The sequence below is a fragment of the Pseudomonas serbica genome (genome assembly GCF_028823535.1).
GTDB classification, from domain to species: domain Bacteria; phylum Pseudomonadota; class Gammaproteobacteria; order Pseudomonadales; family Pseudomonadaceae; genus Aquipseudomonas; species Aquipseudomonas serbica.
Genome location: NZ_JAQIYM010000004.1, coordinates 1 through 13973, shown reverse-complemented (window position 1 = coordinate 13973; position 13973 = coordinate 1). Strand labels below are relative to the sequence as shown.

General features: G+C 61.7%; 11 protein-coding genes. 3 read left to right on the top strand and 8 right to left on the bottom strand.

Going from position 1 to position 13973, the window contains the following annotated elements:
• Positions 1–33: 33 nt before the first annotated feature.
• From NQL71_RS06980 to speB, 5 genes are all read right to left on the bottom strand, one after another.
• Entirely contained in the window at positions 34–759 is a 726-nt protein-coding gene (locus NQL71_RS06980; RefSeq protein ID WP_046816832.1) for an MBL fold metallo-hydrolase, read from the bottom strand.
• Between the two features lie 85 nt (positions 760–844).
• Positions 845–2224: a sodium:solute symporter family protein gene (locus NQL71_RS06975; protein ID WP_274642459.1), complete on the bottom strand. Its 1380-nt coding sequence runs from the start codon at positions 2222–2224 to the stop codon at positions 845–847.
• 163 nt (positions 2225–2387) lie between these two features.
• On the bottom strand, positions 2388–3899 hold the full coding sequence (locus NQL71_RS06970; RefSeq protein WP_274642458.1) for a purine-cytosine permease family protein: 1512 nt from the start codon (positions 3897–3899) through the stop codon (positions 2388–2390).
• Positions 3900–3953: 54 nt separating this feature from the next.
• Positions 3954–4376, bottom strand: coding sequence for a YybH family protein (locus NQL71_RS06965; RefSeq protein ID WP_046816835.1), 423 nt, complete (start codon positions 4374–4376; stop codon positions 3954–3956).
• Positions 4377–4385: 9 nt separating this feature from the next.
• A complete protein-coding gene (gene speB / locus NQL71_RS06960; protein WP_008060136.1) occupies positions 4386–5336 on the bottom strand; it encodes an agmatinase in 951 nt (316 codons plus the stop codon).
• A gap of 228 nt (positions 5337–5564) precedes the next feature.
• Between speB and NQL71_RS06955 the strand changes: the two genes are divergently transcribed.
• Positions 5565–6458 carry a LysR family transcriptional regulator gene (locus NQL71_RS06955; RefSeq protein ID WP_046816836.1) on the top strand — a complete coding sequence of 298 codons (894 nt, stop codon included), beginning with the start codon at positions 5565–5567 and terminating at the stop codon, positions 6456–6458.
• 5 nt (positions 6459–6463) lie between these two features.
• Positions 6464–7060, top strand: a complete 597-nt coding sequence (locus NQL71_RS06950; protein WP_274642457.1) for a tRNA-uridine aminocarboxypropyltransferase — start codon at positions 6464–6466, stop codon at positions 7058–7060.
• A gap of 145 nt (positions 7061–7205) precedes the next feature.
• On the opposite strand, the gene NQL71_RS06945 is transcribed toward NQL71_RS06950, so the two are convergent.
• From NQL71_RS06945 to NQL71_RS06935, 3 genes are read right to left on the bottom strand one after another with little or no spacing between them, the layout of a single operon-like run.
• A complete protein-coding gene (locus NQL71_RS06945; RefSeq protein WP_046816838.1) occupies positions 7206–8570 on the bottom strand; it encodes an HlyD family type I secretion periplasmic adaptor subunit in 1365 nt (454 codons plus the stop codon).
• A 9-nt stretch (positions 8571–8579) separates the two neighbouring features.
• Positions 8580–10739: a type I secretion system permease/ATPase gene (locus NQL71_RS06940; protein ID WP_077184108.1), complete on the bottom strand. Its 2160-nt coding sequence runs from the start codon at positions 10737–10739 to the stop codon at positions 8580–8582.
• Positions 10740–10756: 17 nt separating this feature from the next.
• The gene (locus NQL71_RS06935; RefSeq protein ID WP_046816840.1) at positions 10757–12115 is read right to left on the bottom strand and encodes a TolC family outer membrane protein; all 1359 of its coding nucleotides are present in this window, start codon (positions 12113–12115) and stop codon (positions 10757–10759) included.
• 524 nt (positions 12116–12639) lie between these two features.
• On the opposite strand from NQL71_RS06935, the gene NQL71_RS06930 reads away from it, so the two are divergent.
• A partial coding sequence (locus NQL71_RS06930; protein WP_274642456.1) for a retention module-containing protein occupies positions 12640–13973 on the top strand: 1334 nt, incomplete at its 3' end.

The window sequence follows — 13973 nt, the reverse complement described above, 5'->3', positions numbered from 1 at the left end:
GCGCTTTGTTCCTGGTATTCAGTACAGCAGGCTTCAGCCGTGCGAGCGTTGCCATTGGTCAATCATGTGGTGCAGATGCGCCCCGGAAAAACTGCCGAAATGCCCGCCATGTACCGTACGGATCGGCAGGGCGCGCAAGCGTTGCAGGCTGCGTGCATAGTCGTCGAGGTTGGAGTGGTAGGCGTCTTCGATCAGCGGCCCGTCGTAGATGATGTCGCCGCTGAACAGGGTCTCGGTCGCCGCTTCGTACAGGCTGATGCCGCCCGGCGAGTGCCCCGGCGTGTGCAGCACTTGCAGCACCCGGTTACCCAGGTCCAGGACGTCGCCTTCCTCGATGGTCCCGGTGGCCGGTGCGGCCGTGACCCGATACTCGGCGTAGCACAACGGGCAATCGGGGTGCGCTTCGAACATGTCGTCGCCGACAAAGGCCCTGCTCAAGTCGTTCTCCCCGTCCGGTGCGGCAAGGATGTCCGCCTCCGCCGGATGCACCAGGCGCTCGGCGAATTCGTGGTGCCCGGCAATGTGGTCGAAATGGCAGTGACTGGCCACCGCCACCAGGGGGCGCTCGGTGATCCACGGCAGTTGTTCGCGCAGGCTGACCAGTCCCGAGCCGCTGTCGAGCAGCAGGTCTTTGTCGCGGCCTTGAATGTGCCAGAGGTTGCAGCGATAGAAGGGGCGAATATAAGGCTCGTGAATCAGGCGGATGCCGTCACTGAGCTGTTTGACTTCGAACCACTGATCGCGGCTGACGATCTTCATGGGCAGTTTCCTTCAGGCGAAAAAAAACGAGTGTGGCAACCGACGCCACACTCGTCGAAGAAAGCATCAAGTCGTTATGTTCAGCTTAGGCGGCGCTGGCCAGCGTCGCCGGGCGACGGGACATCAGGCTGACCATCACGAAACTCACCAGGCCTACGCCGAGGCTGTAGTAGATCGGGGTGTTGGCGTCCAGGCCGTCCTTGAACATGAACACCAGCGCGGTGGCGAAACCCAGGCCCATGCTGGCGATGGCGCCGGCGGTGGTCGCGCGTTTCCAGAAGATCGCACCGATCAGCGGGACCAGCATGCCGCCCACCAACAGGTTGTAGGCCAGGGTCAGGGCGCTGATTACGTCGTTCACCACCAGGGCGATGCCCAGCACCACAATGCCGGTCAACATGGTCACCAGACGGTTCAGGCCCAGGCTCGACTGTTTGCCGCCGCGCAGTTTCGGCAGCAGGTCTTCGGTGAGGGTGGTGGCAGCGGCGAGCAGGCCCGCGCTGGCGGTGGACATCATGGCGGCCAGGGCGGCAGCGATCACCAGGCCGCGGATACCGTCCGGCAGGGACAGCTTCACGATTGCAGCGAAAGCGTTGTTGACGTTGTCCAGGTCCGGGATCAGTACATGGGCAGCCATGCCGATCAGGGCGCAGGCCAGACCGTAGATGATGCAATAGATACCGGCAGCGGTACCGGCGACCTGGGCTACTTTGGCGGACTTGACGGTGAACACCCGTTGCCAGATGTCCTGACCGATCAGGATGCCGAAGAAGTAGATCATGAAGTAGGTGATGATGGTGTCCCAGCCGATGGTGGTGAAGCTGAACGCTGCCTCCGGCAGTTTCAACACCAGATCATCCCAACCGCCAACGCGGTAAAGGCAGATTGGCAGCAGGATGAACATCAGGCCGACGGTCTTGATGACAAACTGGACGATGTCGGTCAGGGTCAGCGACCACATGCCGCCAATGGCCGAATAGACCACCACCACGCCACCGCCGAGCAGTACCGAGACCCAGAATGGCAGGCCGAACAGCACTTGCAGCACGGTGCCGATGGCCAGGATCGAGGTCACGCCGATCATCAGCGCGTACGCCAGCATGATCGCCGCGCTCGCGGAGCGGGCCATCGGGTTGTAGCGTTTTTCCAGGACCTGGGTAACGGTGTAGATTTTCAGCTTGAGCAGAGGTTTGGCCAGGAACAGGTTCAGCGCGACGATCCCGCAACCCAGGGCCGCGCACAGCCAGAAACCGGAGATGCCATGTACGTAGCCCAGGCGCACGGTGCCCACGGTGGACGCGCCACCCAGGACGGTGGCGGCCATGGTGCCCATGTACATGCTCGGGCCGAGATTACGACCGGCGACCAAAAAGTCTTCGTTGGTCTTGGCCTTGCGCATGCCGTAATAGCCGAGTATCAGCATCGCGGCGGCGTAGATGAGTACGACGAATAAATCCAAAGCCATGATGGCGTGTCTCCGATTGTCTTTTTTATGTGAAACAAAGGCGTTTCTGTGGGGCTGCTCTCTGTGGGAGCGAGCCTGCTCGCGAATGCGGTCTGTCAGTCACATTGATGTTGAATGTGCCGCCGTCTTCGCGAGCAGGCTCGCTCCCACAGGTGTATCTGTGTCAGGCGGGCTGACGTTGTTCTGGTTTCGCCGTGATGCTTGTGCTCTTGCTGCGTGAATCATTCGGGCCGAACACCGCGTGCGGTTCCGGGAACAGGCTCAGCAGCGCCAGGTACACCAGCGAGGCCAGGGCCAGGGTGACCGGCAGACTGATGTCGATACCGCCGGCCATTTCCCCCAGTGGTCCAACGAACTGCCCCGGCAGGTTCACGAAGCACAGGCCCACGGCCGCGCTCGGAATCCAGGCACCCAGGCCACGCCAGTTCCAGCCGTGGGTGAACCAGTAGCGGCCACCTTTCTCGCCGCGGGTGAACACTTGCAGGTCATCCGGGCAGTAGAAACCGCGACGCACCAGCAGGCCGATGATCATGATCACCATCCACGGGGTGGTGCAGGTGATGATCAGTACGGCGAAGGTCGACACGCTCTGCACCAGGTTCGCCGCGAAGCGTCCGATGAAGATGAAGGCAATCGACATCACACCGATCAGCAACGTCGCCTTGACCCGCGACAGCACCCGAGGAAACACGCTGGACATGTCCAGCCCGGTGCCGTAGAGCGAGGTGGTGCCGGTGGACATGCCGCCGATCACCGCTATCAGGCACACCGGCAGGAAGAACCAGCTCGGTGAAACCGCCAGCAAGCCGCCGACATAGTTATTGGCGGCGATGTAGTCCGGTGCCTTGATCGCTACGATGGTGGCGGTGGTCAGGCCGAACAGGAACGGGATGAAGGTCGCGATTTGCGAAATCACCACAGCGGCCATGATCCGGCGCTTGGAGGTTTCACGCGGAATGTAGCGTGACCAGTCGCCGAGGAACGCACCGAAGGAGATCGGGTTGCTCATGGCCACCAGTGCGGCGCCGATGAAGGCCGCCCAGAAACCCGGTTGCCCCATGTTCACGGAGCCGGCGTAGTTCACATCGAAGGGACCAGCGAAAGCGAAGATGCCCAGCAGGAACAACAGGCTGGCGCTCCACACTGCAATCTTGTTGACCCACAGCAGGAAACGGAAGCCATAGATGCACACGGTCAGTACCAGGATCGCGAACAGACCGTAGGCCAGGCCCAATGTCAGGTCGGTTTCCGGGAGGCCGATCAGGCGCTTGGCGCCACCGATCAGCGCATCACCCGAACTCCACACCGAGAGCGAGAAGAAGGCGATGGCGGTCAACAGCGACAGGAACGAGCCGACGATCCGCCCGTGCACGCCAAAGTGTGCACCGGAAGACACGGCGTTGTTGGTGCCATTGATCGGGCCGAACAGGCCCATCGGCGCGAGGATCAGCGAACCCAGTAACACGCCCAGCACGATCGCCAGCACGCCCGCCTGGAAAGACAGGCCGAACAGTACCGGGAAGCTGCCGAGCACGGCGGTGGCAAAGGTGTTGGAACCACCGAAGATCATCCGGAACAAGTCCGTGGGGCCTGCGGTGCGTTCGTTGTCCGGGATCTGTTCGACCCCGTGGGTTTCAATCTGCGTAAGGCTTTGGTCGTTGTTGTTGTTATTCATGATCTGCTCCGATCATAAAGGCGCGCTCATCGTGCGTGAGCGTCACCTGTTTGGCTAAGGGGTTGGCAGCCCTTCCGGCATGGCGGACAAATGTTCGTGACAGGCCAGCCACAGGCCTTGTTGTTCTTGGCCAGACGCTTGTTTCTTGAAAACAATCGTCTCGCGCTCCTGGCTGAAGTGTTGCTCCCCTTGCATGCGCAGCTCGGTGGCCACGTCATGGATGAAAATCGCCACGTCACCCTGCAAGCTGACGAAAGCGTTGCTCGAGGTGCACGAAAGCACCTCGAAGCCGTCCTCGGCACGCCAGCTGTCCCACAACGCCTGATAGGCATCGCGCGACAGCAGTGGCTGTTCGAGGGTGTAGAAGACGAAGCTGGCATCGGCGCTAAACGCGCCGAAGTAGGCTTCGCGATCGTTACGGGCGAAGGCGGATACCAGGTCGGCAGCCGCTGTCAAAACCTGATCACGTTCGTTCATGCCCGATCCTCAGCGATGGACCACGCCAGGCAATACGCAGAGCATTTCGTAGAGCAGGTTGGCGGCCAGCAGCGAGGTGTTGCCGGTGGTGTCGTAAGCGGGCGAGACTTCTACCAGATCGCAACCGACCAGGTCCAGGCCTTGGCAGCCGCGAACGATCTCGATGGCCTGAATGGTCGTCAGACCACCGATTTCCGGAGTGCCGGTGCCAGGTGCCCAGGCCGGGTCGATACCGTCGATGTCGAAACTCAGGTACACCGGACCGCCGCCGACTTTCTCACGTACTTCAGCCATCAGTGGGGCCAGGGATTTGTGCCAGCACTCTTCGGCCTGGACCACGCGGAAGCCCTGGTTGCGGCTCCAGTTGAAGTCGTCAGCGGTGTAGCCCTGGGCGCGCAGGCCGATCTGGACGACACGGTCCGGATCGATCAGGCCTTCCTCGACGGCGCGACGGAAGGTGGTGCCGTGGGCGATTTTCTCGCCGAACATGTGATCGTTCACATCGGCGTGGGCGTCGATGTGCACCAAGCCGACCTTGCCGTGCTTTTTATGGATGGCACGCAGGATTGGCAGGGTGATGGTGTGGTCGCCACCCAGGGTCAGGGGGATCACATCGTGTTCGAGGATGTTGTCGTAGGATTCTTCGATGATCCGCACGGCATCCAGCAGGTTGAAGGTATTGATCGCCACGTCGCCGATGTCGGCAACCGACAGCGAGTCGAACGGGGCAGCGCCGGTGGCCATGTTGTAGGGGCGGATCATCACCGATTCGGCGCGGATTTCGCGAGGTCCGAAACGAGTGCCAGGGCGCAGGGAGGTACCGATGTCCAGCGGCACGCCGACAAAAGCAGCGTCCAGACCTGCAGCGGTCGGTACATGGGGGAGTCGCATCATGGTGGCGATGCCGCCGAAGCGCGGCATTTCGTTGCCGCCCAGTGGTTGGTGAAGAATCTTGTCCACGGGTAGGGCCTCATCGTCGTTGTTTTATTTATTGGGTTTCGCCGTTCACGCAAGCACGGGCGAACCTTGTGGCGGCGATTCTGCGAAATGTAGTGGCCGGGAAGAATCGCTACGGGCAAATACTTAGTTCAGATTTTTCTAAACTAATGGCGGGAGCAGCGATAGACTTCTCACCGATCGTTCCCACGCTCCGCGTGGGAATGCATCCTGACTGGTTACGGAGCCACCATGGCCAACGCTTTACCCGACCTCAAACTGCTGCGCATTTTCGTCAGCGTGGTGCGTCATCAGGGCTTCGCCAACGCCCAGCAAGAGCTCAACCTCTCGACGTCGGCCATCAGTACCTACATGAGCCAGCTCGAATCCGCCCTGGGCCTGGTCCTTTGCCATCGCGGCCGTGGCGGGTTCAGCCTGACCAGCAAGGGTGAGCTGTTTCACCAGGAAACCCTGCGTCTGTTAGCCGAGCTCGAAGGTTTCGAACAATATGCCGCCGCGCTCAAGGGCGAATTGCGCGGCACGCTGAACCTGGGAGTGATCGACTCCACGGTCAGCGACAAGGCTCTGCCGTTCGCCGAAGCCATCGGCGCCTACAGCCAGGAGCATCCGGCGGTGCACCTGCACCTGTCGGTGATGAGCCCCTACGAACTGCAACTGGGCGTGCAGGACAATCGCCTCGACCTGGCCATCGGCGCGTTTTCCACACGCATGAGTGGACTGGTGTACATGCCGCTGTATCGCGAACAGCACTGGTTGTATTGCAGCACCCGGCATCCGCTATTCAATGAGCGGCGCATTCCCGAGCAAGTCATCACCCAGCAACGCATGGTCGGTCGAGGCTACTGGAGCCAGGCCGAACTGGCCCGTCATGGCTTCAAGCACAGTGCCGCGACCGTTGAGAGCATGGAGGCGCAGCTGATTCTGGTGCTGTCCGGCGCCTACATCGGTTACTTGCCGGAACATTACGCCCAGGCGTGGGCCGACAAGGGCGACTTGCGCGTGCTGTTGCCGGCCACCTTCGGTTATCAGGCGCCGTTCTCGATGATCGTGCGCCGTGGCCGCAGCCGTGAACCACTGATCCAGACTTTTCGCGATCTGCTCAAAGCACAACTCAATCAGGCGTGAAGACGATGCCGAGAATTCAATGCCCCCGCTGCCTGCGCCCGCAAAGCCACTGCCTGTGCCCGCTGATCCCCAGTCTCGACAGCCGCACCCGGGTGTTGCTGTTGCAACACCCCAGCGAAGTGAACCATGCCCTGAACACCGCGCGGTTGGCGGCGCTTGGGTTGAACAATGCCGAGTTGATCGTCGGTGAGGTGTTCGAGGACCTGCCAGGTTTGTTGAATCAGTCGGGCTATCGGGCGCGCTTGCTGTTTCCCGGGGAGGATGCACAACCGATGCAGGCCTGTACCGTTACCGAGGAGCCGCTGTTGCTGGTCGTACCGGACGGCACCTGGCGCAAGGCGCGCAAGATGCTGCACCTGAATCCGCTGCTGGCAGCATTGCCCAGAGTGACGCTGGCGCAAGGCGGGGTCTCCCGTTATCGATTGCGCAAGGCGCCGGGGCCCGGCGCACTGTCGACGGTGGAGGCGATCGTACAGGCGCTGGAAACCCTCGAAGCACCGACCACCTTTACGCCGTTGCTCAGGCCGTTCGAGGCGTTGATCGAGGGGCAGATTGCGGCGATGGGGGAGGAGACTTACCAGCGTAATCATTCTGAAAAATGATCGGTGGTCTTGATGGCCTCATCGCGAGCAGGCTCGCTCCCACAGTGTCCGTGTCGTGCACAAAATCTGCGACCACCACAAAACCTGTGGGAGCGAGCCTGCTCGCGAAGGGGCCAGATCAATCACCACCAAACCCGGGTAAACACTAACGCTCCCGCATCGCCTCGGTCCGCGCTTTCAACACCGGTTTAAGCAGATAATCCAGTACCGTCTTCTCCCCGGTAATGATGTCCACCGTCGCCACCATCCCCGGAATGATCAGCAGCGGTTTCACATCCCCGCCCAGGTGGTTTTTGTCGGTGCGCACCTGGATCAGGTAGAAGCTGTTGCCCTTGTCGTCGGTGATGGTGTCGGCGCCGATCAGTTCCAGCTTGGCGCTCAAGCCGCCATAGATGGTGTAGTCATAGGCACTGAACTTGACCATGGCTTTCTGGCCCGGATGCAGGAACGCCACGTCCTGTGGCCGGACCTTGGCCTCGATCAGCAGGTTGTCTTCCAGCGGCACGATTTCCACCATGTCACTGCCCGGCTGGACAACGCCGCCGATGGTGTTGACCTTCAACAACTTGATGATGCCCTTGACCGGCGAAACCACGGTGGTACGGGTCACGCGGTCGTCGATGGCAATGCTCGTCGCCGTGATTTTCGACAGGTCGGTGCGTTTCTCGTTCAGCTCTTTGGCCGCGTCCGAGCGGAACGACTGTTCGGATTCGTCGATCTTGCTGCGGATCTCCGCAATCGCCGATTCCGCCCGGGGAATGGCCAGGGTGGTGGCGTTCAGCGAACCACGGATTTCCACCGCACTGCGTTTGAGCCGCAGGATCTCGACCGGCGATACGGCGCCGGTCTTGACCAGGGGTTCGGACATGGCCATCTCCTGGTTGACCAGCGCCAGGCTGGAGCCATATTGCCCGGCTTTGGAGCGAAACTCCGCCAGTTCCTGGGTTTTTTGCCGCAGTTGTTCGGTCAGCGTGCGTTGTTCGCTGGCCAGTCGACGTTGTCGTTGTTCATACAGTGAGCGTTCGTCTTCGGCGACTTGTGGCGCCTTGGCGATCACTTCATCCGACAGCTTGAACGGCCGGCCTTCGGCTTCGGCCGACAGGCGTTCGACCTGCGCGGTCAGGGCGTAACGATCGACCTCGCTTTCGCCCTTGTTCGACAGGTAGCGGGTGTCATCCAGGCGCAGCAAGGTGTCGCCCTTGTTCACCATCTGTCCTTCACGCACGAAGATCTCGGTGACGATGCCGCCCTCAAGGTTCTGGATGACCTGAACCTTGCTCGACGGAATCGCCTTGCCTTCGCCCATGGTGACTTCCTGCAGCACCGCGAACTTGGCCCAAGCCAGCGCGCTGATCAGCAGCGCAGCGGCCAGCCACACGGTGATCCGCGACCAGCGTGGCGAGTCCTGCAACGCGGCGCCGGCCGTTTCCGGCATGAACTCGGCTTCGGCACTTTTGCTGAAGCTGTCGAAGTAGCCACGTGCTTTGGAAGCATCCGATGAAGCGGACATAGGCAACTCCTAGACGGCCGCAGAGCCGACACGGCCCTTGCGCAGTGCATCGATGACCGCTTCTTTCGGGCCGTCGGCGACGATCCGCCCGTTGTCCAGCACCACCAGGCGATCGACCAGGCTGAGCATCGAGGTGCGGTGGGTCACCAGCAACACGGTCTTGCCCTGGACCCAGGTGTGGAGTTTTTGCCGCAAGGCGTCTTCGCTGCTGTTGTCCATGGCGCTGGTGGGCTCGTCGAGCAGCATGATCGGCGGGTCGAGCAACAACGCCCGGGCCAGCAACACGGCCTGGCGTTGACCACCGGACAGCAGTTGCCCGCGCTCGCCCACAGGGCGGTCGAAGCCTTGTGGGTGTTGCCGGGCCAATTCGGTGACACCGGTCAGTTCGGCCACTTCGAGCATGCGTGCGTCACTGATGTAGCGCGCCCCCAGGGTCAGGTTGTCGCGCAGGCTGCCGGCCAGCAGCGGCAGGTCATGGGCGACGTAGCCAATCTGATGGCGCAGGTCCGCGACATCCAGTTGCCGCAGGTCCAGGCCATCGAGCAGCAATTGGCCTTGCGCCGGTTCGTAGAACCCCATCACCAGGCGTCCCAAGGTGCTTTTGCCCGAACCGCTGCGGCCGATGATGCCGATCCGTTCGCCGGGTTTCACGCTGAAGCTGACATTGGCCAGCGCCGGGGCGTTCTGGCCGTTGTAGTGAAAGGTCACGCCCACCACATCCAGGGCGCCTTGCAGTTGGGTGCGCTCCAGCGGCCGTTGCCTGGCATCGCGCTCCTGGGGCAGGGACATCAGCGCGTCGGTGCTTTTCATGGTCAGCTGCGCTTGCTGGTAGCGCGTGATCAGGCCGGCAATCTGCCCCAGCGGTGCGAGCACGCGGCTGCCGAGCATGTAGGTCGCCACCAGCGCACCAACGCTGAGGTTGCCGGCAATGATGCTGTAGACCCCGGCAACGATGGTCGCCATACCGGAAAACTGCTGGATGAACAGCGTGCCATTGGTGGCCAGCGCCGAGAGGTTGCGTGCATGGCTGTCGAGGCGGGTGAGTGCGCCGTGGGTGCTTTCCCACTTGTGCTGGCGCTCGCTTTCGGCGCTGCAGGCCTTGAGGGTTTCCAGGCCGCCGAGGGTTTCGATCAGCAGGGCCTGGCGTTCGGCGCCCAGGCTCAGGCTTTTCTGCACGGTGTCGCGCAAGCGCGCCTGGATGATCATGGCGAAAATGATCGTGATCGGAAACGCCAGGACCGGAATCACCACCAGCCAGCCACCCAGCAGGCCGATCACCACCAGCATCAGCACGGCGAAGGGCAGGTCGATCAGGCTGGTGAGGGTCACGGCGGTGAGGAACTCGCGCAAGCCCTGGAAGTCGTGGATGCTCTGGGCGAAGCCACCGATGGTCGCAGGCTTGGCTTTCATCGCCATGCCGGTGATGCGTTCGAACAGGGTCGCCGAGAGAATTACATCAGTCTTCTTGCCGGCAGTGTCCAGCAAATGCGCGCGTACCACCCGCAGCACCAGTTCGAAGCCGGTGCCGATCAGCAGGCCGATGGACAGCACCCACAGGGTCGAGGTGGCCTGGTTCGGCACCACGCGGTCGTAGGTCTGCATCACGAACAGCGGCACCATCAGCCCCAGCAGGTTGATCAGGAAACTCGCCAGGATTGCATCGCTGTACAACCATTTCGACAGTTTCAAAGTGTCGCGAAACCAGGCCTCTACCCGCGGCACCAGGGGGGAACGAAGGTCTTCGAGTTCATGCCGGGGGCGGGCGAACAGCGCCTGGCCACTGTAGTGTTCGGCCAGCTCTTGTGGGGTGGTCCATTGCTCGCCGCCATCGGCTTCACTGGGCAGGACCAGGATCCGGCCATCGTCGCCATAGCGGCGCAGCACGGTGGTACGGCCGTTGTTGAGCAGCAGCAGCACCGGCAGATTGAGCGCGCTGATGTCTTTCAGGTCACGGCGCAGCAGGCGCGCCTGCAATCCCGCCCGGGCCGCTGCACGGGGCAGCAGGTCCAGGCTCAGGCGTTGGTGTGCCATAGGCAGCCCGGCACTGAGGCTGGCGCGACTGACCGTCGCGCCGTGGAGTTTGCAGAGGATCAACAGACCGTCCAGAAGCGGGTCATCGAAGCTCAGGCGTGGATCGACACCGGTGTTGGCGGTTTCCATGCTGGTCACATTGATCGCTCCAGGCACTACTTCAATTCAGGCAGGCGAGCTTCGCTTTTCACTTCAGCCTGGGCGATGGCGTCGGCCGGCAGCACCACGCGTTGCTTGCTCAGCAGCTGGCCCATGTTCGCCAGCACACGGTACATCGAATACTCCTCGGTGTAGCGGACTTCGGTGTAGCGGCGGTTGGCGTTGTAGAGCTCGTTTTCGCTGTCCAGCAGGTCGAGCAGGGTCCGTTGGCCGAGGCCGAACTGATCCTGATACGCCACGCGCACGCGTCGGCTGGTCTCGGCGTACTCGCGGGCGGTCGGCGTTTGTTTCTTGGCATTGACCATGGCGTTCCAGGCCAGGTGGATGTTTTCGTTGAGTTGGCGCAGGGCGTTGTTGCGGATGTCCATTGCCTGATTGATCTTGTGGGCATCGGACTGCAGGCGCGCCTTGTCGCTGCCGCCGCGGAACAGGTTGTAATTCATCACCACACCGACCCGCCATTCATTGTCATGGCCTTCTTCGCCGGCGATGTTGTTGTTCGCGCCCACCGCGGCTTCGGCGTCGAAACGCGGGTAGAACGGCGACTTGGCAACTTCGTACTGGCTCTCGGCCGATTGCACGTCGGCCTGGGCGGATTTCAGATAAGGGTTGTTGTCGACCATGCTTTGCTGGGCATCCGTCAGCGAGGCGGGGACTTCGCCACGGATCGACGGCGGCGCTTCAAGTTCATCCGGCAGGCGCCCGACCACGGCGGCGAAGTTGGACTCTGCGTCGGCCAGATCGACTTCGGCGGTGTCCAGGTTGTTTTCCGCCAAGGCCCGACGAGCGCTGGACTGGTCGGCGTCGGCGTTGCTGCCCACCCCACGCTCAGTGCGCAGGCCGATCTGATCGTTGACCCGCAAGTGCGCTTGCAGATTGTTCTTGGCCAGGGTCACCAGCTCGCGGCGCTTGAGCACTTCGAGGTAGACCTCGGCGGTGCGCAGGGCCAGGTCCTGGGCGGTGCCTTGGGCGTAATACGCCCGGGAGTTGACGACGCCCTTGGTGCGCTCGACCTCGTTGGCGGTGTTGAACCCGTCGAAGAGCATCTGCCGCAGTCGCAATTCCGACTGGGTGTAATTGAGGATTTCGGTGTGGTGATTACCCAGCGCCCGAGTGTTGGTGTTGTCGCTGTACCCGCGCCCGTAGGCGGCATTGAGGTCCACCGATGGATAAAAACCGCCCTTGGCGACTTTCACGTCTTCATCAGCCGACAGACGGCTGTCCACCCGCGATGCGAGTTCCGGGTGGGTCGCGATAGTGCTCTGGATCGCTTCGGTCAGTGACATGGCGTGCGCTTGGGAACTGCAGGCAATTGCCAGCAAAACCGCGCTGCAGAGGGGGTTTAAAAGGCGCATGGTCCATCTCCCTGAATCCTAATAGTGCTTTATGCGTCGCCAATTATTTGACGACATTTATAGGCAAAACCGTTTCATGCTTGTAACAAGAGAGCTAAGAACATTTTCAGCCGAAGCTAAGAAGTTTTTCTCATAATCGTTATGCCAAAAAAAACTTATGCGCTCCGCAAAATCCAGCACATTGTTCTCTCCAGAAGCCCTTGATTTATGTGCTTTGTGGCGCACATCAGGGGTTGAGGAAAGTTCAAATCCACTTATCGAGAAAGAGCGGAGAAGTACTGGAGGGGAGGGATGCGGCGCAGACTGGGGTGACGGTTTTTTGTCACCAAGGTGATTCAGGACTGTTACGCAAGGCTGGCGGATCACGTTGTTTTCGACAGGTAGCCCAATGCCATTGATTGCAAAGGGGTTAGCCAGGTTTTGGACAGCGGCCGCGATTCGCCAGGTAACCTGCTTGAGCCATGTGCATGTTCTCCGCATTCAGACAAGGCGCCGACAAAGCGTTGGCAGCGGAGGGAATGCACATGGCTACGCTCATCGGTACCGTCAGCAAGGTTATCGGTCAGGTCTTCGCGGTAGCGGGTGATGGCACCCGTCGAGTGTTGGTCGAGGGGGATCGGTTATTTGCCGGCGATCAACTGGTGACCGGAGCCGAAGGGGCGGTGGCGGTGCATCTGCAGAACGGCCAGGAGTTGACACTGGGCCGCGGCAGTAGCCTGCCAATGACCGACCAGTTGCTGGCGCAGACTTCGCCCCACGTGGAAACGGCTGAAGCGACGACCCCGAGCCAGGCGCAGTTGAGCGATGTCGAGCAACTGCAAAAAGCCATTGCCGCTGGTGACGACCCCACCCAGACCGCGGAAGCCACGGCGGCCGGCCCGGGTTCGACCGGCCCTGCCGGGGGAGCACTGGGAGGAGGCCACAGTTTCGTCATGCTTGAGGAAGTGGGAGGGCATGTCGATCCGACCATCGGTTTCCCCACCGCCGGGTTCAACGGCATTCCGGAATTTCCGCTGGAGTGGCACGACGGCGATCGCAACCCCGACGACAGCGCCTCTGCACCGCTGGTTACGCCGCCGGTCGCGGTAATACCGCCCTTGGTAACACCACCTGACGTTACGCCGCCTGAAGTCGTACCGCCTGTCGTCGCGCCGACCGAAGTCATTCCACCCGTCGTCACGCCCCCCGCGAACAATCCGGTTTCCCTCGATGGGCTGTCAGTGGCGGGTGGTGAACTGACCGTCAAAGAAGCCAACCTGGCCGAGGGTTCAGCGAGCAATCCCGACGCGCTGACCCAGAACGGCACCTTCACCGTCACGGCACCTGACGGCCTGACCAGCCTGAGCATCGGCGGGATCAGCGTGATCAGCGCTGGCGTGGCCAACGGTTTTCCGCAGTCGATCACCACGCCCTTGGGCAGCACCTTGACCATCACTGGCTACAACCCGACCACCGGCGTGGTGAGTTACAGCTACACCCTCAACGGCAGCGAAAACCATTCCACCGGCGACGGCACCCAACTCAGTGAACATTTCACTGTGGTGGCCGGTGACAGCAACGGCGACACCGCCACCGGCACCCTGGACGTCATCATCACCGACGACGCTCCCAAGGCGATCGATGACACCCACCCCAATACCGCCTCGGAAACCCTGCTCACCCTCGAAGGCAACGTCCTCGGCAACGACGTGCAAGGCGCTGACCGCGTAGCGACCGGCCCCAACAGCGGCCCGATCACCCCCGGCACTTTCATCGGTACCTACGGCACCCTGGTGCTCAACGCCAACGGCACCTACACCTACACCCTCAACCCCGGCGACGCCGACTTCAAGGCCTTGCACGGCGGCGGCAATGGCAT